At 51.4% G+C, this 19,386-nt stretch carries 17 protein-coding genes; 1 reads left to right on the forward strand and 16 read right to left on the reverse strand.

Going from position 1 to position 19,386, the window contains the following annotated elements; all coding sequences use genetic code 11:
- Positions 1 to 26: 26 nt before the first annotated feature.
- From argH to argC, 8 genes are all read right to left on the reverse strand, one after another.
- Complete coding sequence (gene argH, locus TX85_RS17570; RefSeq protein ID WP_044480987.1) at positions 27 to 1,442, reverse strand: argininosuccinate lyase; 1,416 nt, start codon at positions 1,440 to 1,442, stop codon at positions 27 to 29.
- A gap of 12 nt (positions 1,443 to 1,454) precedes the next feature.
- Positions 1,455 to 1,586: a hypothetical protein gene (locus tag TX85_RS27985; protein ID WP_262362682.1), complete on the reverse strand. Its 132-nt coding sequence runs from the start codon at positions 1,584 to 1,586 to the stop codon at positions 1,455 to 1,457.
- A gap of 396 nt (positions 1,587 to 1,982) precedes the next feature.
- Positions 1,983 to 3,227, reverse strand: a complete 1,245-nt coding sequence (locus tag TX85_RS17575) for an argininosuccinate synthase (RefSeq protein WP_044480989.1) — start codon at positions 3,225 to 3,227, stop codon at positions 1,983 to 1,985.
- 92 nt (positions 3,228 to 3,319) lie between these two features.
- Positions 3,320 to 4,279 (reverse strand): ornithine carbamoyltransferase, encoded by a 960-nt coding sequence (gene argF, locus TX85_RS17580; RefSeq protein WP_044480990.1) that lies wholly within the window; start codon positions 4,277 to 4,279, stop codon positions 3,320 to 3,322.
- On the reverse strand, positions 4,276 to 5,592 hold the full coding sequence (locus TX85_RS17585; RefSeq protein WP_071784218.1) for an aspartate aminotransferase family protein: 1,317 nt from the start codon (positions 5,590 to 5,592) through the stop codon (positions 4,276 to 4,278). Before TX85_RS17585 ends, argF begins: the two co-directional genes overlap by 4 nt.
- Positions 5,593 to 5,840: 248 nt before the next feature.
- Entirely contained in the window at positions 5,841 to 6,683 is an 843-nt protein-coding gene (gene argB, locus TX85_RS17590; RefSeq protein WP_044480991.1) for an acetylglutamate kinase, read from the reverse strand.
- A 556-nt stretch (positions 6,684 to 7,239) separates the two neighbouring features.
- Complete coding sequence (argJ, locus tag TX85_RS17595; protein WP_044480992.1) at positions 7,240 to 8,478, reverse strand: bifunctional glutamate N-acetyltransferase/amino-acid acetyltransferase ArgJ; 1,239 nt, start codon at positions 8,476 to 8,478, stop codon at positions 7,240 to 7,242.
- A 33-nt stretch (positions 8,479 to 8,511) separates the two neighbouring features.
- Positions 8,512 to 9,564, reverse strand: a complete 1,053-nt coding sequence (argC, locus tag TX85_RS17600; RefSeq protein WP_044480994.1) for an N-acetyl-gamma-glutamyl-phosphate reductase — start codon at positions 9,562 to 9,564, stop codon at positions 8,512 to 8,514.
- A 235-nt stretch (positions 9,565 to 9,799) separates the two neighbouring features.
- Here argC and TX85_RS17605 point away from each other — a divergent pair, with 235 nt between their 5' ends.
- Positions 9,800 to 10,651, forward strand: a complete 852-nt coding sequence (locus TX85_RS17605) for an FmdB family zinc ribbon protein (RefSeq protein ID WP_044480996.1) — start codon at positions 9,800 to 9,802, stop codon at positions 10,649 to 10,651.
- 518 nt (positions 10,652 to 11,169) lie between these two features.
- On the opposite strand, the gene TX85_RS17610 is transcribed toward TX85_RS17605, so the two are convergent.
- The 8 genes from TX85_RS17610 to fliS all read right to left on the reverse strand — a co-directional run bounded on the left by TX85_RS17610 (position 11,170) and on the right by fliS (position 19,381).
- Entirely contained in the window at positions 11,170 to 12,054 is an 885-nt protein-coding gene (locus TX85_RS17610; protein WP_044480997.1) for a YitT family protein, read from the reverse strand.
- 74 nt (positions 12,055 to 12,128) lie between these two features.
- Positions 12,129 to 13,242, reverse strand: a protein-coding gene (gene prfB / locus TX85_RS17615; protein WP_101781189.1) for a peptide chain release factor 2 whose coding sequence is annotated in 2 segments (ribosomal slippage) — positions 12,129 to 13,169 and positions 13,171 to 13,242 — 1,113 coding nt in all. Because the reading frame shifts where the segments join, the coding sequence is not laid out codon by codon here.
- A gap of 702 nt (positions 13,243 to 13,944) precedes the next feature.
- Positions 13,945 to 16,452: a preprotein translocase subunit SecA gene (secA, locus tag TX85_RS17620; protein ID WP_044480998.1), complete on the reverse strand. Its 2,508-nt coding sequence runs from the start codon at positions 16,450 to 16,452 to the stop codon at positions 13,945 to 13,947.
- A 233-nt stretch (positions 16,453 to 16,685) separates the two neighbouring features.
- Positions 16,686 to 17,243: a ribosome hibernation-promoting factor, HPF/YfiA family gene (gene hpf / locus TX85_RS17625; RefSeq protein WP_044481000.1), complete on the reverse strand. Its 558-nt coding sequence runs from the start codon at positions 17,241 to 17,243 to the stop codon at positions 16,686 to 16,688.
- 303 nt (positions 17,244 to 17,546) lie between these two features.
- Positions 17,547 to 18,089: a VanZ family protein gene (locus TX85_RS17630; protein WP_044481001.1), complete on the reverse strand. Its 543-nt coding sequence runs from the start codon at positions 18,087 to 18,089 to the stop codon at positions 17,547 to 17,549.
- A 134-nt stretch (positions 18,090 to 18,223) separates the two neighbouring features.
- Positions 18,224 to 18,421 carry a cold-shock protein gene (locus TX85_RS17635; protein ID WP_007132290.1) on the reverse strand — a complete coding sequence of 66 codons (198 nt, stop codon included), beginning with the start codon at positions 18,419 to 18,421 and terminating at the stop codon, positions 18,224 to 18,226.
- 233 nt (positions 18,422 to 18,654) lie between these two features.
- Complete coding sequence (locus TX85_RS17640; RefSeq protein WP_044481003.1) at positions 18,655 to 18,990, reverse strand: hypothetical protein; 336 nt, start codon at positions 18,988 to 18,990, stop codon at positions 18,655 to 18,657.
- Positions 18,983 to 19,381, reverse strand: a complete 399-nt coding sequence (gene fliS / locus TX85_RS17645) for a flagellar export chaperone FliS (protein WP_044481004.1) — start codon at positions 19,379 to 19,381, stop codon at positions 18,983 to 18,985. Before fliS ends, TX85_RS17640 begins: the two co-directional genes overlap by 8 nt.
- Positions 19,382 to 19,386 lie beyond the last annotated feature (5 nt).

Below are 19,386 nucleotides of genomic sequence, written 5' to 3' on the forward strand. Positions count from 1 at the left end.
TACTTGCGCTACTTGTTCTTCTTGTTCTACTTGCTCTTCTCGGCATATTCCTTCGCCCATTGGGCGGTTGCGGCAAGGCGCTCCTCCGCCCGTCCAATCGCGGCGCTTACTTGCGCCGTGGCTGTGCCGCCGTATACATTACGGGCATTCACCACGGTCTCCGGCTGCAGCACCTCATAGATGCTCTCGTCAAAGAGCGGCGAGAATTGCTTGAATTCCTCCAGCGTGAGATCCAGCAGGAACTTATTCTGCTGAATGCAGTACAGCACCGTCTTGCCGATGACCTCATGAGCCTGGCGGAACGGAAGGCCTTTGCCGGCAAGGAAGTCGGCGATGTCGGTCGCATTGGAGAAGTCCTTGTTGACCGCCTCGCGCATCTGCCCGCTATTCACCTTCATGGTGGCAATCATCGGAGCAAACAGCTGCAGCGCGCCGCGCAGCGTCTCCACCGTATCGAACATGCCTTCCTTGTCCTCTTGCATATCCTTGTTGTATGCCAGCGGCAGCGACTTCAGCACGGTCAACAGCCCCATCAGGTTGCCGTATACGCGCCCCGTCTTCCCGCGCACCAGCTCCGGCACGTCCCGATTCTTCTTCTGCGGCATAATGCAGCTGCCTGTGCAGAAGGCATCATCCAGCTCCACAAACCGGAATTCCGTGCTGCTCCACAGCACGAGTTCCTCGCTCAGACGGGAGAGGTGCATCATCAGGATCGAAGCGTCCGCCAGGAACTCCAGGATGAAGTCGCGGTCGCTGACGGCATCGAGACTATTTTCATATACGGCGTCAAAATGCAGCTGCTCCGCCACAAAATGGCGGTCGATCGGGAAGGTCGTGCCTGCCAGCGCCCCTGCTCCGAGCGGCAGCACATTGATCCGCTTATAGCTGTCCTGCAGACGTTCGATATCCCGCTGGAACATCGAGACATAAGCCATCAGATGATGGGCGAACAGGATCGGCTGGGCCCGTTGCAAATGAGTATATCCGGGTACGATGGTCTCCAGATTGTCTTTGGCTTGTCCGATCAAGGATTCCTGCAAATCATGGAGCAGGCCGACGAATTCCACCACCCGCTTGCGCAGGTACAGGTGCATATCCGTAGCCACCTGGTCGTTGCGGCTGCGTCCGGTATGCAGCTTGCCGCCAACCGAGCCTACCTCATCAATCAGGTTCTTCTCGACATTCATGTGAATGTCTTCATCGGAAACCGAATACTCCAGCTCTCCCCGGCGGATTTTGCCGAGCACCGCATGCAGTCCTTCCTTGATCTTCTCCACATCTTCTTCCGGTAAAATCCCGCATTTGCCCAGCATGGTCACATGTGCCATACTCCCCTGCACATCCTCCTCGGCCAAGGCTTTATCAAATCCGATCGAGGCCGTATACTGCTCCACCAACCGGTTCGTCTGCTTCGTAAAACGTCCGCCCCACAACTTGCTCACCTGACTCACTCCTTAGTCAATATTCTGTTGATCTACAACAAACAGCCGTCCATCCGCATAACCTAAATAGTCCTCATTTCCCATGGTATACGCCGTCCCTCTCGACTCGGGCGCTTGACCGCTCGCAAGCGCTACACTATTCACACCTTACACTATTCACAAGCGCTGCACTATTCACGATCGCTACTCCAATCTCGGGTGCTAGGCCTGCAGTGAAAAAAGTTACCTTAAATACGCGCAACATGGTGGAAATGCGGATATAGTGAATTTTTTTCGCTTAAAGTTCGCTGGATCGGCTCTTAAACCGGTTTTCGATTATCTAAGGTCATTTTTTTCACTAAAGTTACAATATAGGCTCGGGCGAGATTTCTAAGGTAAATAATTTCACTAAATCAGGCCCCTATCATATATTGTATCAACTTAAAACGCCCGCCGTCGCGGCAGGCGCATCAAGTTGATACAGCGTAACGCACGCCCTGTTCAGCAGCCTTGTCATTGGCTAAACCAGCTATGCGACTGAACAGCACTGCACAGCTACTGTCAATTCCTGCGGCCTTGTTCCTGCTCCACACCTGCGCTAACCTTCAAGCGCAAGGCATTCAGGCGGATAAAGCCTGTAGCATCGCCTTGGTCATAAGCCTGGGTCGGATCAGCCTCCATCGTAGCGATCTCCGGATTGTATAGGCTGACCGGGCTTTTCACGCCTGCGGCAATAACGTTGCCCTTGTACAGCTTCAGACGTACTGTGCCGGATACATTGCGCTGGCTTTCGGTTACCAGTGCTTGCAGCGCAAGGCGCTCCGGAGCAAACCAGAAGCCATTGTACACCAGGTTGCTGTAACGGCTGATCAGGCTGTCACGCAGACTCATGACCTCGCGGTCCATGGTCAGAGATTCCATTTTCCGGTGAGCGGTGAACAGAATCGTGCCCCCCGGCGTCTCATATACGCCCCGGCTCTTCATGCCGACAAAGCGGTTTTCCACCATATCTACACGTCCGATGCCATGCTTGCCGCCCAGCTCATTCAGCTTCTCCATCACACCCAGCGGATCCAGCGATTCACCGTTCAATGCGACGCAGTTGCCTTGTTCAAATTCAAGCTCGATCACCTCCGGCTGGTCCGGCGCATCCTCAGGCGATACGCTGAGCAGGTACATCTCTTTGTTCTCCGGTGCCGAGGCGTCAAACCACGGATCCTCCAGCATGCCGCTCTCATAGCTGATATGCAGCAGGTTGCGGTCCATCGAATAAGGCTTCGCTGCCGATGCTGTAACCGGAATGCCATTCGCTTCGGCGTAGGCGATCATCTCAGCACGTCCCGGGAAACGGTCACGGAACTCGCTAAGCCGCCATGGCGCAATCACTTCGATATCCGGCGCAATCGCTGCAGCGTTCAGCTCAAAGCGAACCTGATCATTGCCTTTGCCTGTCGCACCGTGGGCAATTGCTGTTGCCCCTTCCGCGCGTGCGATTTCTACCATCCGCTTGGCGATCAACGGACGGGCAATACTCGTACCGAGCAAATATTGTCCTTCATACAAAGCCCCGGATTGGAACATCGGGTAAATAAAATCCTTGGCGAACTCCTCGCGCAGATCATCGATATAGACCTTCGATGCCCCCGTTGCAAGCGCCTTTTCCTCGAGGCCGTCCAGTTCCTCCTTCTGCCCGATATCCGCCGTAAAGGCGATAATCTCGGCATCATACGTCTCCTTGAGCCATTTCAGAATGACCGAAGTATCCAGACCGCCGGAATAGGCCAGTACAATTTTTTCTTTTGCCATAACGATATATTCCTCCTGTAAAAAGATTACCTGCTACAAGCACCGTCTTCTTGTCCCTTCAGGACATGAATGCCAGGGTGTCATGCATCATGCTAGGACATCAATGCAACCATCAGCGCCTTTTGCGCATGCAGCCGGTTCTCGGCCTGGTCAAAAATAATCGAATGCGGCCCGTCAATGACGCCTTCGCTGACTTCCTCACCGCGGTGGGCCGGAAGACAATGCATGAACACATAATCCGGCTTGGCATGCGAAGCCAGTTCTTCATCCACCTGATACGAGGCAAATGCCAATTCCCGCGCCTTCTGCTCCTCTTCAAAGCCCATGCTGGCCCAAACGTCGGAGTAGATCGCATCCGCATGCTGGACTGCGGCCATCGGATCGCGCACGACTTCGATTACCGCGCCCGTCTCCCTGGCAATTGCCTGAGCTGCAGCAACAACCTGAGCATCCGGCTCATAGCCCTCCGGACTGGCAATACTGACATGCACGCCGAGCTTGGCTCCTCCGATCATAAGGGAATGCGCCATATTGTTGCCGTCTCCCACATAAGCCAGCTTCAGACCGGCCAGTTTGCCTTTATGCTCCAGAAGGGTCTGATAGTCTGCCAGTACCTGGCACGGATGCGCCAGATCGCTCAAGCCGTTAATCACGGGGATGCTCGCATAGCGGGCCAAATCCACCACCTTGTCATGCCCGAACGTCCGGATCATAATTCCGTCCAGGTAGCGCGACATCACGCCAGCCGTATCGGCAATCGTCTCGCCGCGGCCGAGCTGGATATCATTCTTGCTCAGAAAGAGCGCATGGCCGCCAAGCTGGAACATGCCGACCTCGAAGGACACCCGGGTACGGGTCGAGGATTTTTCAAATATTAATCCGATCGTCTTGCCCTTTAGCGGCTGATAGACTTCCCCGGCTTTGTGCTTGGCCTTGATATCGATAGCCAAATCCAGCAAATAACGAATTTCTTCTGACGTATAATCATCCAGCTCCAGCAGATCGCGTCCGCTCAAGCTGTTCTTCAATGGTTTATTTTCGGTCAGGCTCATTGGTTCTCCTCCTTTTCCGCCGATGATGCGGCAGTATGGGTGTTAATCAGCGCGGCAAGGGTATCCACCGCCTGATCGATCTCTTCCTTGGATACCTTCAGGTTCGGCAGCAAGCGAATCACATTCGGACCGGCGGTAACGAACAACAGCTTGTTCTTCTGCCCCGCCGTCACCAGTTCAACCACCGGCGCCGCGCATTCGATGCCGATCAGCAGGCCGAGCCCGCGGATTTCCTTCACGAACGGTTGATCCGCAAACGCCTCGCGCAGCCGCTGCTGCAAATACTCTCCCATTTCCTTGACCCGTTCCGGAATTTGCTCCTCCAGCATCGTCTCGATCGTTGCCACAATGGCTGCCGCCGAGACCGGGTTGCCGCCAAAGGTAGAGGCATGCGTTCCGGCCGTGAAGGCTTCGCGGAGATAGCCCTTGGCAAGCAGGGCTCCGGCGGGAAGACCGCTGGCGATTCCCTTGGCCGAGGTGAAGATGTCGGGCTCAATGCCGTATTGCTGATGCGCAAACCAGCTGCCAGTCCGGCCCATGCCGGTCTGTACTTCATCAATGATCAGCAGCAGGCCTTCCTGCTTGCACAGGGCCGCAACTTGCTGGACAAATTCCTTGTCCACCGGATATACGCCGCCTTCGGCCAGCACCATTTCCAGCATGACGGCAGCGCTATGCGGACCGATGGCCGCTTTGAGCGCCTCCAGATCATGCAGGGGCACAGTAACGAATCCGGCAGGAAGCGGGAGAAAGCCGTCCTTGACCTTCTGTTGTCCGGTTGCCGTCAGGGTCGCCAAAGTACGTCCATGGAACGACTGCTCAAAGGTAATCACTTCATAACGCTCTTCACCTTTGACCTTCTGGTGATAACGGCGAGCCAGCTTGATCGCCGCCTCATTGGCTTCAGCACCGCTGTTGCAAAAGAACACCGCGTCCGCGCCGGTCACTTGGGTCAGCAGACGAGCGGCCTGCTCCTGCTGAGGAATGCCGAACAGATTGGATACATGCCAGAGGGTATCGAGCTGTGCCTTTACTTTTTCTTTGACTTTTTCAGGAGCATGCCCCAGGTTGGTTACGGCCAGACCGCTCATAAAATCCAGATACCTGTTGCCTTGGTCATCCCATAGCCAGCTTCCATGTCCTCTTACCAGATTCACCGGATAGCGGGCATAGGTCTGCAGCAGGGCGCTGCCTCCTGCCTCCGCCGCATAGGCCGCCTGATCCTTTACCTTGCCTGCCGGCGCTGTCCCGTTTGCAATGGAGTCCGTGCTTGCTGTGCTGTCCTGTAATCTGCTATGTGCCAACCTGCTCATCTCCTTTTTTAGGGGTATATAAGTTGAACTACTGAATTTTACGTTTTGGGGGCAACGTGTGAAGTGTTCTTACGATCGCTGTTGTTCGCGGATTTCTCTAATTGAACTAAGATATTATACGGTAGAAATCCACTCACAAAGGCGAACGCTTTCGCTTCTTCAGCACACTTCACACTTATGCCCTTTTACGTAGCTTTATAGTTCAACCTATATAGTTCAAAAAATTATCTTTTGAAAGCTACTTCACTTTACATCCGGACAATACGGGTTCCTACAGAATCCCCGTTCAGCACCTTGCCGAGAATGCCAGGTACGCTGCCGTCCACAATAATCACTTCATTTACCTTGCCGCTGATGCAAGCGATCGCCGCGCGCACCTTCGGAATCATCCCGCCGTAGATTTCTCCGGTCTGAATCATATCCTCGATTTCCTGTACGGTGACGGAAGGAAGCACTCTCTTCTCGCCATGGACCATCTTCATGATGCCCGGCACGTCCGTTACTACGATCATTTGCCGCACGCCCAGCATGGAAGCCACGGCTCCAGCGGCTGTATCTGCATTAATATTGTAACGCTGTCCTTCCTTGCTGACACCTACCGGTGCAATAACCGGTAAAAAGCCCAGCCTCACAATGCCCTCGATCAGCTCCTGATTCACACCGGTGACTTCGCCGACCAGACCCACCTCAGCCGCATTGGCAACCGGCTTAGCCTGAATCAGAAGTCCATCGGCCCCGGACAAGCCCACGGCCTTGCCCCCTGCCCCGGTGATCCGGCGCACAATCGATTTATTGATGCTGCCAGCCAGGACCATTTCCACAACATCCAGCACTTCCTCTGACGTATAGCGAAGGCCGTTCACAAAATGTGTCTCAATGCCCAGCTTGCCTAATGTCTCCGAGATTGCCGGTCCGCCGCCGTGCACGATTACCGGCTGAGAGCCGCTCTCCTGAAGGTCCGCCAAATCCTTGAAAAAAGACTCCGGCAGCTCCTGAAGCGTGCTTCCTCCGCATTTCATTACAAATGTACGCCCTGCCGACAGGCTCAGGCCGGCAGCCGATAATTGGCCGCCCTCCAGTACGATTCTCATTGATTTGACGCTCCTCTCTTTGGAAGTCGGGGTGATAAGCTGCCCTAATACCTATACCTATATCGTTGAACTAAAGATTGTACACTGGAGGCAACGTGTGAAGTGTGCTTACGATCGCTGTTGTTCGCGGATTTCTCTAATTGAACGAAGTTATTATAAGGTAGAAATCCACTCACAAAGGCGAACGCTTACGAGCATATGCTCCCGAAGTAGCTTCCTTTCAGAAAGCTTTTACTTCAGCACACTTCACACTTATGCCCTTTCTGTGTATTTTTCTAGTTCAACTTATATAGATGAAGTAGGGAGCGATTTGTACGATTTTCCGCACAAATCATTCTCCGAACCCATTCGAATTGTGCATGTTGTACGAAAAACCATATAAAAAGCAAGCCCCAGCACCCGTCAATCGAATAGTTATACGGTTTTTCATATAAAATACCCGTCATTGCCTTGAAATGCCCGTTTTTTGTACGAAACATCGTATAAAACTGGCTCGTCGTCCCTGAGCACGCACCAACAAATATTATCAGGGGCATACTGCATTAGAATGACCCATTTAAGTGCGGTATGCCGCATTAATTCGTACGTAGTCATAAGTAAGATCGCAGCCCCACGCAGTGGCTGTGCCGCTGCCGTGATGCAGGTCGACATGGATGTGAACCGTGTCGCCCTGCAGATAGACGAGGGCTTCGTCCTCGTCGAACGGCACCGGGCGTGAACCCTCCAGCACGACGATATCGCCTAGGCGGATATCGACCGTATCCGGGTTCACGGGCTCGCCCGCGCGGCCCACCGCCGCGATGATCCGGCCCCAGTTGGCGTCGGCCCCGAACATGGCCGACTTGACCAGGCTGGAGCCGATCACGGTCTTCGCGATAGCGCGGGCCGAGAGGTCGGTGACGGCGCCCTGCACCGTCACCTCCACCAGGCGCGTGGCGCCTTCACCGTCGCGGGCGATCGCCTGCGCGAGGTGCTGGCACACGTGCCGGAAGGCGGCAGCGAAGGCCGCCCAATCGGGATGGCCGGGCTGAAGCGGGCGGTTGCCCGCCAGGCCGCTGGCCATCGCGACGAGCATATCGTTGGTGCTCGTATCTCCATCGACCGTGATCATGTTGAAGGTCACGTCGGTCACTTCACCGAGCAGTTGGCGCAGCGCCTGCGGCTCGACCTCGGCATCCGTCGTCATAAAGGCGAGCATCGTCGCCATATTCGGATGGATCATCCCCGAGCCCTTCGCAGCGCCGGCAATCGCCACCTCACGCCCATCCACCGTGAGGGAGACGCAGATCTCCTTCTTCACGAGATCTGTCGTGAGGATCGCCTGGCTGAACTGCTCCGCACCGTTGCCGTCAGCGGAGATTGCCGCCGGCAGGGCGGCAATTCCGCTGTGCACGCGGTCCATCGGCAAAAGCTCGCCGATGACGCCGGTAGAAGCAACGGCCACGTCCTGCTCCGCCAGGCCGAACGCGGCCGCAGTGGCTGCGCGCATGGCGTAGGCATCGACCTCGCCCTGCTGGCCGGTGCAGGCGTTGGCGTTGCCGCTGTTCACGACCACGGCCCGCAGCCGCCCGTCTGACGCGATACTCTCTCGCGTCACTTTCAGCGGGGCAGCCTGGAACACATTGGTCGTGTACACGCCCGCCGCCACCGCCGGCACTTCGCACAGAATGACGCCCAGGTCATTCCGGCCTGATTTTTTCAGACCGCAGTGCAGTCCGCCTGCCCGAAATCCTTTGGGGACGGTAATCCCTCCCTCTTGCAATATATGAAATACAGCAGCTTCACCAACTCCCATGACTAGCCGTGCCCCCTTCGCAAATTCGTTCCTTTATGGATACACCGGACTCAGCTTGAGCCCGCAATCTTCCTCCCAGCCCATGGCAAGATTCAAATTCTGAATCGCTTGCCCTGCTGCGCCCTTGACGATGTTATCAATGACCGAGATGATGGTGACTCTTCCCGTCCTCTCATCAACAGCAAAGCCGATATCGCAATAGTTCGAACCGAACACCTCTTTGGTTGCCGGCCAGCTCCCCGCCTCACGAATCCGGACAAAAGGACGTCCTTCATAACGCTTGCGGTATAAGCCGATCAAATCTGCCTCAGTGTAGTTCCCTTTTAATGTCGCATACATCGTACTCATAATCCCGCGTGTCATCGGGGTCAGGTGGGTGGTAAAAGTTACGGTTACATTCTCACCTGCCGCTTCCGACAGCACCTGTTCTATTTCAGGAATATGCTGATGACGGTTCATTTTATAGACCTTCAGGTTTTCATTAATCTCGGCATAATGGGTCATCAGGCTTGTTCCTCTGCCTGCGCCCGATACCCCGGACTTGGCATCGATGATGATAGACGCCGGGTCAATCCAGCCTGCCTCGACTGCCGGAATTAACCCTAGTAACGTAGCCGTAGGATAGCAGCCGGGATTGGAGATCAACTCTGCTCCCTGCACCTGTTCTCCAGTAATCTCGGCAAGTCCGTACACGGCTTGTGCAAGCAAGTCTGCCTGAGGCGCCTCATGCTTATACCAATTTTCATAGATTTGCCCGTCCTTGATCCGAAAATCTCCGGAAAGGTCTATGACCTTAAGACCGGCATTCAGCAGCTCAGGAACAAGCTTGCCGCTAACTCCGGACGGCGTCGCTGTGAATACCACATCCGCCTTCTCTGCAATCAGCTCGGGATCCACGCCATCCAGGTTTTGCACGATAATCTCCGTCAGGTGCGGAAAGCCTTCACTAATCGGAACGCCGCTGCTGGACGATGAAATGACCGAGGTGATCTCAACCAGGGGATGGCCTAATAAAAAACGAATCAGTTCCACGCCGCCGTACCCCGTGGAACCGACAATGGCAACCTTCACTTTTTCTCCGCTCACGATTTAACTCTCCTTTGCTGTATAACATCTATAATCGAAATCGTTTATCCGAATTGTAATTACGAATTATTATACATTCATATTAATATATATACAATGCTGTTTCAGAAATATGTTTACTTCATTTGTTATGTATTTCAGAAATGGATGCCATAATTTGGATTGACTGACTTTCCGATTACAATTATGCTTGGACTGATTGGATTTACAAATGATGGAGGAGGAATGAAACTTAATGATTTGCTCGAAGTGTGGTCACGTTTTTGAAAATGAACAGGGCTCCATTACGGAATGCCCGGTATGCGGTGCGGCTCTGGCTCCGTCCTGGAATGAGAAGACGGGGGATACTAGCGCCCGAACCGAATCTGCAGCAACCGGAGAATCTTCACCGGAGATCGGAACCGAGTCTGGCCACTCAGGTGCCCCTGCTCCAGGAGGAAAGGCTTCCGGCGATCTCACATGGAAGCAGGTCAAAGAGAGTCAGGCCTTTCAACAAGGCGCTGAAATCAGCAAGCAGTACGGCGGATTTTTCCTGAATGCGCTGCTTCATCCGTTAGCTTCTTCCAAAAAAATTGATAGGGCGCATTTTTTGAATGGAATCATCACTATGGTAATCATCGCTATACTCCTTCCGCTTGTCCTATATATACCAAGCCTGCGCTCTGCTTTTCCCGATGCGTTCGGTGCCGGTTATCTCCGCCCCTTCATTCTGGTTGTGCTCGCCTTTGCGGTTGCCGTCTTTGCGACCTATGGAATAATGCGGCTTGGAAAGGTTTCAGCGGATCCTCGTAATATCACGGCCAAGCTCGGCACCTTGCTGGTACCCTCGACAGCCGCACTGTTGATCAGTGTTATTTTTCAAATCATCGGCCTTGGGATTGGACTTAGCGGGCTGTTCCTATTCATTACGGTTCTTTCATTCTTCGTAGCCATCACTTTGCTGATTCATCAAGAAATGAGTCAAAGCACTTCTGCCTTGGATCCGCTCTATAGTTCCCTGATTGTCAACGTGCTCTTCGGATATATTCTGTATAGAATTGTTCTTGTAAGTATCAGTTATATGCTCGGCGGATTTTTTAGTCTATAACATCTAGATAGGCTATCCAATTGCCTTCTAAAAAATTGGACGAGAAAAGGGACCGTCCCCCAATTGTGAGAAAGGGGGCGGTCCCTTTTTTCCGTCCAACAGTATCGTTGTCATAATCTAACTACTCTGGGTTGACAAACATTAGCTGGTTTTTTTGCTCACTCGCCGCACGAGCTCCCTGCACCAGTAATTTTAATGCTTTTTGTCACTAAAATCGTCGCATGAGCACCTACATCAGAAATTTTAATGACTTACTGCACTATAATCACCGCAAGAGAGCCCACACTAGAAATTTTAATGCCTTTTGGCACTAAAATCGTCACGCGGGCACTTATGCCAGCAATTTTAATGCCTTTTGCCATTAAAATAACCCCACAAGCTCAACCGTCAGCCATTTTAATGCCCTCCGGCACTTATTTTGCTGCACAAGCTCCAACACACATATTTCGCGTGGTGGCAGTTCGTTTTGCTCATTATGATGCACATAAGTACTTATTTCCGCAAAGCATAGCGAAAACCTAACTCCGTTTGAAGCCTTCGCCCAGGACCTCGTGCGCATTCGTAATGATCACGAAGGCTGTTGGCTCCAGCGTCTGTACGAGCGTCTTGAGCCGGGTCACTTCGCTCTGGCCGACCACCACCATCAGGACGGTCCGGTCATCGCCAGTATAACCGCCCTGCGCATTCAGCTTGGTTAATCCCCGATCCAGTTCGCTAAGCACGGCCTTTGAGATGGCCTCGGTATTATCCGCAATAATATAAGCCACTTTCGTATAGCCAAAGCCCAGCTCGATCAGATCGATCAATTTACCGGTGATATATAAGCCGATCAGGGCGTACAGCGCCTTTTCCGGAGATAGAATAAAGCCGGCCAGCCCAATGACCAGGCCATCCATCAGCACTACGCAGACCGAAAGGCTCAGTCCGCTGTACTTCTGAATGATCTGTGCAAGCGTGGATAAGCCGCCCGTTGACCCGCGTCCCCGAAAGACGATGCCAAGACCGATCCCTACACCGATCCCGCCATAAAGCGAGGCCAGCAAGGCGTCTGTGGTCGGCACCGGGAAGCTCCGGGTCAGAAAGACAAATAGCGGGAGCACGATGGTTCCCAGCAATGAGCGGATCGCATAATCCCGCCCTAGCAGCAGAAACCCTGCAAAGAATAAAGGAATATTAAGCCCCCATTGGATATAAGCCGGTTCAATCCCGAACTGCGACTGTGTAATAACTGAAATCCCCGATACGCCGCCTGAAGCGATTTCGTTCGGAACCAGAAACAGATTGAATGCCAGCGCCGTAATCAGGGAGCCGATGACTATCATGAATGTATCGATCGTGTGGCGGACAGGGCCGGTGACGGGGATTGCCTGGCTCCATCTGCGTTTGCGAGGTGTAGAAGACACCACGGTTCCTCCTTACTAATCAGAAAGGTGCGCCCGGCAAAGATAACTCGCCTGGCGCACTGTGTCTTGGAATATTATTGGGGATCGCTCTTGATCTGACTTCGCAGATAGCCGTCGATAAAGGCATCCAGATCGCCGTCCATCACAGCACCGACATTGCCCGTCTCTACAGAGGTCCGATGATCCTTAACCATGCTGTACGGGTGGAAGACATAGGAGCGGATCTGGCTGCCCCATGCAATGTCCGACTGCTCTCCGCGAATCTCGTCCAGTTCCTTCTGCTGTTCTTCGAGCTTCCGTTCATGCAGCTTGGAGCGAAGCATCGTCATCGCACGCTCTCTATTCTTGATCTGGGAGCGTTCGTTCTGGCAGGTCACGACAATTCCGGTTGGAATATGCGTAATCCGCACCGCAGAGTCCGTCGTATTAATATGCTGTCCGCCTGCGCCGCTCGCCCGATACGTATCAATCTTGAGATCCTCGGTACGCACATCGATATCTACATCATCGGTAATCTCCGGAACTACGTCACAGGATACGAAAGAGGTATGTCTCCGGCCAGAGGAATCAAACGGAGAAATACGGACCAGACGATGAACGCCCTTTTCTGCCTTCAAATAGCCGTAAGCATTAAATCCCTTGATCGACAGGGTTACACTCTTGATCCCCGCTTCATCCCCTGGCAAGTAGTCGAGCGTCTCTACCTTGAACCCGCGCTTCTCTGCCCAGCGGGTATACATCCGAAGCAACATCTGGCCCCAGTCTTGAGACTCGGTGCCGCCTGCACCAGGGTGAAGCTCGAGAATCGCATTCATTTTATCATAGGGCTGATTCAGCAGAAGCGTTAACTCAAAGTCCTCCAGCTTTTTTACAAGTGCGGATACGGAAGCGCCGATTTCCGCAGCCAGAGCCTCGTCGCCTTCCTCTTCCGCAAGCTCGGCCATCATTTCCGCATCATCATATTCCTGCTGCAGAGCGCCGTATTGGTCCACTGATGACTTGACGGCATTCATCTCTGCAATGATCCCTTGCGCCTTGTCATTATCATCCCAAAAGTCCGGCGCAGCCATTTTCTCTTCAAAGTTCGCAATCAGTTCCTGTTTGTAATCTAAGTCAAAGAGACCCCCTAAGGTTTGATAATTTCTTGGCAATCTCTCGCATGTCTTGCTTAACATTCGGATCCAGCATGCTGTATTCCACCTTTCCAGTTTACATTACAAGTTTGAGAAATCAATTCGTGTTTATTGTGCAGCATTTGTGCGTTTACCACCTACGTCCCGGCTCTATGATATATAAGTTGAACTAAAGATTATTCACTAGAGGCAACGTGTGAAGTGTTCTTACGATCCCTGTTGTTCGCGGATTTCTTTGACTGAACTAAGCCCATCATTGAGTAGAAATCTGCTCTCAAAGGCGAATGCTAACCGAGCATATGCTCCCGAAGCAGCTTTCTTGCAGAAAGCTTTCACTTCAGCACACTCCACACTTATGCCTGTTCTGTGTAACTTTCTAGTTCAACATTATATAGTTCTGCAGGTTATAGATAGTTGGACTATTTACAGCTAAACGAGGTCTTACAGGGCCAACTATAAGTTTAGTTGTAAAAACAGCACTTCAATCACACAAATTCAAGCAGTTAATCTTAATTTAGTGATTATAAGTGTACTCTTTGCAACTAGAATAGATGTGCGCCCATCTATTTCATAAGTTAAGTGCTGTTTCTGCAATTATTCTCTTGCAGTCGCAACCTTACTCGCACTCCAGGAGGCTTCAGCACTTTTCAAGCGACCATCAAACCGCTGCATTCCACAGAAAAACGGGGTGCCATCCAAACGGACGGCCCCCGCTATTATTCCGGAGCTTGAGAACAGGAGTCCCCGCCGCTCTTGCTTATGCGTTCTGACCGTGGCAGTGTTTGTACTTCTTACCGCTGCCGCAAGGGCACAGGTCGTTACGGCCAATCTGCTCCCCGCGTTGAACCGGGCGTTTCTCAGCTGGTTCTCCACTGGTCGAGATTTTATCCTCGTCAACAACCGCTTGACGCTCCTGATTGCTCTCCACTTGAGCCTTCATGATGTACATGGAGATCTCTTCCTGGATATTCGCAACCATTTCGTTGAACATCTCGTAGCCTTCGAACTGATATTCGCGCAGTGGATCCGTACCTCCATAAGAGCGAAGGTGAATCCCTTGACGCAATTGATCCATCGCATCAATGTGGTCCATCCACTTGCTATCTACAGAACGAAGAGCAATAACCTTCTCGAACTCGCGAACCATTTCGGAGCCAAGAGCCTCTTCACGCGCATTATACTTCGCCATCACCTTTTCGAAGATGAACTCCGTAATTTCAGGCGCTTCTTTGTTCCACAGATCTTCCTTCGTAATCGCTCCTGCATCGAGCATCTTGCTGTTCACATACTCGGCGATATCCTCCAGCCCCCACTCCTCCGGGAGCTCCTCGCTGGTATGGGCTTCCACAATACGCTCAATCGTAGCCTTGAGCATATCCACAACAATCTGCTTAATGTTCTCGGACTCAAGAAGCTCACGGCGCTGCTTGTAAATGATCTCCCGTTGCTGATTCATTACATCATCATACTGCAGGACGACTTTACGGATATCGAAGTTATTCCCTTCCACCCGCTTTTGGGCAGATTCAACGGCACGAGTAATCATCTTGCTCTCAATAGGCTGATCCTCTTCAAAGCCAAGACGATCCATCATATTCAAGACATTGTCCGCACCAAAGCGCTTCATCAACTCATCGCCAAGGGACAGATAGAATTGAGTCGATCCAGGGTCACCCTGACGGCCAGCACGGCCGCGGAGCTGGTTATCGATCCGGCGGGATTCATGGCGCTCAGTACCAATAATATGCAAGCCTCCGACTTCGGAGACACCTTCACCGAGCAAAATGTCCGTACCGCGGCCTGCCATGTTCGTGGCAATCGTCACGGCGCCAGGCTCACCTGCACGGGAAATAATCTCAGCCTCTTCGGCATGATATTTAGCATTCAGGACTTTATGCTGCACGCCTTTGCGTTTCAGCATTTCAGATACCCGCTCGGAATTCTCGATGGATACCGTACCAACCAGTATAGGCTGGTTCTTTTTATGACGCTCCACAATCTCGTTGACAACGGCCTTGAACTTGCCGTCTTCACTCTTGTAGACCACATCCGGCATATCCTGGCGCTGGTTCGGACGGTTCGTCGGTACTTGCAGCACTTCCAAACCATAGATTTTCTTGAATTCTTCCTCTTCCGTCTTGGCCGTACCGGTCATTCCCGCGAGCTTGCGGTACATCCGGAAATAGTTCTGGAACGTAATCGTTGCCAGGGTCATGCTCTCATTCTGTACCTCGATGCCTTCCTTCGCTTCAATTGCTTGGTGAAGACCATCGCTGTAGCGCCGGCCCTGCATGATCCGACCAGTAAATTCGTCAACAATCAGTACTTCGTCTTCAGTCACCACATAGTCGACGTCACGACGCATAATCACGTTTGCCTTGAGGGCCTGTACAACGTGATGGTTCAGTGTAATATGTTTAGGATCGTAGAGGTTGTCGATACCGAAAGCCTTCTCTGCTTTGGCTACGCCATTTTCCGTCAGTGCAACTGCCTTAACCTTAATATCAACAGTATAATCCTCTTCCGCTTCCAGGCGCTTCACAAACCGGTCCGCTGCATAATACAGCTCGGTCGATTTCTGAGCTTGTCCGGAAATAATAAGCGGTGTCCGCGCTTCATCAATGAGAATGGAGTCCACTTCGTCAATAATACAGAAATAGAGCGGGCGTTGTACCATTTGTTCTTTGTACAGCACCATGTTGTCCCGAAGGTAATCGAATCCAAATTCGTTATTCGTTCCATAGGTAATATCACAAGCATATGCTTCCTGTTTCTCAGCATGTTCCATGCCGTTCAGGTTCACACCGACGGTCATGCCCAGGAAGTTATAAATCTGGCCCATCTGCTCGCTATCCCGTTGAGCTAAATAATCGTTTACTGTAACTACGTGCACGCCTTTTCCAAGGAGCGCATTCAAATAAACCGGCAGGGTCCCAACCAGGGTTTTACCTTCACCGGTTTTCATCTCTGCGATCCGGCCCTCATGCAATGCCATCCCGCCGACCAACTGCACATCAAAGTGACGCATGCCGAGCGTTCTCTTGGAAGCCTCCCTAACGGTTGCAAATGCTTCCGGAAGCAGCTCCTCCAGCGTCTCTCCCTTTTCGATGCGTTCCCGAAACTCTACAGTCTTGGCCTGCAATTGCTCGTCCGACAGGGCCTCGAATTCGGGTTCCAGTTTATTAATATGGTCTACCGTCTTCATCAGACGTTTGACATCACGTTCGTTAACGTCGCCAAAGATCTTCTTCACTAATCCTAGCATGGTTTACCCCTTTCACGCAGAAACAGATGATTTGCCTAAATTGTAACAGTTTGTAACGAATGCCGCAACACAGACGCTTACAGCCGCGGCCAAAATATTCCATCATCTATACGAATAAAGAGCCCCATCCGCATGCGGATAAAGGCTCGTTCCTTGTGCTTCAATTGTAACAATTACCACTCATAATCCAACATTCATGAGATTAACGATTGCGTCGGATCACACTGCGGTTCTCAGGCTTTCTCGATCAAGCCGTATTTACCGTCATTGCGCTTATAGACTACGTTAACTTCCTGGTTGTCGATGTTGGTAAAAACAAAGAAGTTGTGACCGACCATATTCATCTGCAGGATTGCCTCTTCTACATCCATAGGCTTCAGATTGAACCGTTTGGTGCGGACCAATTCAAGCTCCTCATCGCCCTCGTCCAGCGTGGCAACATGACCATTGCCTGCCGTGCTCTCAACGAACAACGACTTCAAGCTGCCTTCCTGGCGGAATTTGCGGTTCACCTTCGTCTTATGCTTGCGGATCTGACGCTCCAGCTTGTCCACGACGGCATCCATCGATGCATACATGTCATCACTGCGGTCTTCAGCCCTGAGCATAACGCCGGTCAGAGGTATCGTTACCTCTACCACGTGCAAGCCTCGTACGACACTCAAGGTAACTGTACCATCCGAGGTAAGGGGTGCATCAAAGTACTTGTCAAGCCGGCTGAGCTTCTTGTCCACGTAATCTCTCAAGGCCTCAGTCACTTCAATTTGCTGTCCACGAATACTATAATTCATAGGGCACTCCTCCTTTGCTTTGCACCTTCATTATATCACAACTATTAACGCAAAGTAAAAATCATCAGCAGGATGTAAAGCGAGCCGCAATGACTCTGGAGTAGCGCCATCTATCCTATATAAGTTGAACTAATAAATTTTACGTTCTTGGCAACGTGTGAAGTGTTCTTACGATCGCTGTTGTTCGCGGATTTCTCAGATTGAACTAAGCCATCATAAGATGGAAATCCTCTCACAAAGGCGAACGCTTACGCTTCTACAGCACACCTCACTCTTATGCCCTTTCTACGTAGCTTATTTAGTTCAACTTATATAATAGCCAGGCTTTCCTCGCCGCTTTCTGCTTCGCCAACGAATCAACAATATTGTGAATAACCCTCCACAAATTGCTCCAAACGTATCGAGCAGAACATCCTGCACCAGAGCCGTTCGCCCCGGTGTCAGACTCTGATGCAACTCATCTGAGCAAGCATATAGAAATGACAACAGAACGGAGTAAAAGAGGAGAGCGCGCAGCTTTTTTCCTGAGAAGCTCCTCTTTTTATCAGCAGGCGCGCTTCCCATCAAGGCAAAGATAAACAGGGCAGCCAATAGTGCATAGCAGAAAAAATGAGCAGCCTTGCGGATGAAAAATTCTATAAAGCTCGCTCCGCCCACGCTCTCCACACTGATCTCATGCCCGCCGTAACTAAAGCTAAGCTCGCCGAAAAAGTCAGCGATTGATCGCTCTGAGGTGCTTTTTTCAATATTCGGTACCAGCGTCTGTTCTTGATAAGACTGCGAAGAAGAAAGGAAAAGGAGCGACATCAGTATGACCGCTGGCAGCCAGCGGAGCCAAGAATACATATTGCGCAGAAAAATCACCTCATTTGGAAAAGGAGCATAAAACGAGAAAACCCCGGGTTTCCCCGGGGATCTGCTAGCGAATCTTCAATTGTTAACCATCAACCCGTTATATGTAGGTCGGCTGTGCCGGATGATTACAGTTTGATTACGTTAGCTGCTTGCGGTCCGCGAGCGCCTTCAACGATTTCGAACTCAACGGATTGCCCTTCTTCCAAAGTCTTGAAGCCTTCGGACTGGATCGCGGAGAAGTGTACGAAAACGTCGCCGCCTTCTTCAGTTTCGATGAAGCCATAACCCTTCTCAGCATTGAACCATTTTACTTTACCTTGCATGCACTAACATTCCCTTCATTATCAAATAAGAGTGTGATCCTGTAACCAGCCTCACATTTCTGACTATACCATTCAAGCTTCTCCAGTGTCAATTACCAAGGATTAGGTTTTACTGGAAAAAAATGTAGAACCATGTCGTTTGGAATGACATAAGCATTCTATGCGCAGGTATTTTACAGGATACTTTATTTATTTACCCAGCTTAACTCAAGTTGAAACAGGGAGGTTCGTGCTTATCTTCTTCGATCCATAAGAACACTATCTGAAGCGTAAACCACATCATAAGCATTACGCTGTGCCTTGGCCTGACCGCGCTGCTGCAGCCAGTTAGCCGCCTCTGTCTTTTGAGCTTCCATACTATACCGCAGTTTGTCCTCATTCATCTGAATAGAAGAGAGTCGGTTTCTATGTTCAGGCGCTAATGGACTTGCTTCTGTCCGTTGAATCAACATATCTACGAGCTGTTGCCTATGATCCATAAAATCCAGCCACTCTTCTGAGGAAGCCTCATCACTTTTTAGAATCATTTGCTTATCCAGTTCCTCTAGCCGGGTTAGCAGTTCATCCATTTGAATTCACTTGCTCCTGACCTGAGATTACGACCTTCGAGGCTTGAATCCAGCTTTCTCTCAGATCAACGAGATAATCTACCGCTTCTGTTGCTTTCGCTGCATCCTTCCGAATGTTGGCTTCAATAAGCAAGTAATTAATATATTCATATAGCTTATCTAGTTGTGCAGATATCTCATAGCTATGATTCAAGGTTGCTCTCAACTCACTCACAATCGCTTGCGCCTTGCCAATGAGCTCATTTTTCTTCTGAATATCTTCCGCATTAATCGCTTCTACTGCTCCACGTATAAACCGAATTGCACCATCATAGAGCATAATTAGCAACTGAGCCGGCGTAGATGTCTGTACAGAAGACTGCTTGTATTTCTCATAAGGGGATGTGATCATGATTG

The sequence above is a fragment of the Paenibacillus antibioticophila genome (assembly GCF_000455265.1).
Classification (GTDB): Bacteria; Bacillota; Bacilli; order Paenibacillales; family Paenibacillaceae; genus Fontibacillus; species Fontibacillus antibioticophila.

What these genes read in the sequence shown, in the direction of transcription:
- argJ (WP_044480992.1), bottom strand. Translation starts at nt 8,478, where the DNA reads ATGGGAGTTGGTGAAGCTGCTGTATTTCATATATTGCAAGAGGGAGGG.
- TX85_RS17605 (WP_044480996.1), top strand. Translation starts at nt 9,800, where the DNA reads ATGATTTGCTCGAAGTGTGGTCACGTTTTTGAAAATGAACAGGGCTCC.
- hpf (WP_044481000.1), bottom strand. Translation starts at nt 17,243, where the DNA reads ATGAATTATAGTATTCGTGGACAGCAAATTGAAGTGACTGAGGCCTTG.
- TX85_RS17585 (WP_071784218.1), bottom strand. Translation starts at nt 5,592, where the DNA reads ATGAGCAGGTTGGCACATAGCAGATTACAGGACAGCACAGCAAGCACG.
- argF (WP_044480990.1), bottom strand. Translation starts at nt 4,279, where the DNA reads ATGAGCCTGACCGAAAATAAACCATTGAAGAACAGCTTGAGCGGACGC.
- secA (WP_044480998.1), bottom strand. Translation starts at nt 16,452, where the DNA reads ATGCTAGGATTAGTGAAGAAGATCTTTGGCGACGTTAACGAACGTGAT.
- fliS (WP_044481004.1), bottom strand. Translation starts at nt 19,381, where the DNA reads ATGATCACATCCCCTTATGAGAAATACAAGCAGTCTTCTGTACAGACA.
- TX85_RS17630 (WP_044481001.1), bottom strand. Translation starts at nt 18,089, where the DNA reads ATGTATTCTTGGCTCCGCTGGCTGCCAGCGGTCATACTGATGTCGCTC.
- TX85_RS17575 (WP_044480989.1), bottom strand. Translation starts at nt 3,227, where the DNA reads ATGGCAAAAGAAAAAATTGTACTGGCCTATTCCGGCGGTCTGGATACT.
- TX85_RS17640 (WP_044481003.1), bottom strand. Translation starts at nt 18,990, where the DNA reads ATGGATGAACTGCTAACCCGGCTAGAGGAACTGGATAAGCAAATGATT.
- TX85_RS17635 (WP_007132290.1), bottom strand. Translation starts at nt 18,421, where the DNA reads ATGCAAGGTAAAGTAAAATGGTTCAATGCTGAGAAGGGTTATGGCTTC.
- argB (WP_044480991.1), bottom strand. Translation starts at nt 6,683, where the DNA reads ATGAGAATCGTACTGGAGGGCGGCCAATTATCGGCTGCCGGCCTGAGC.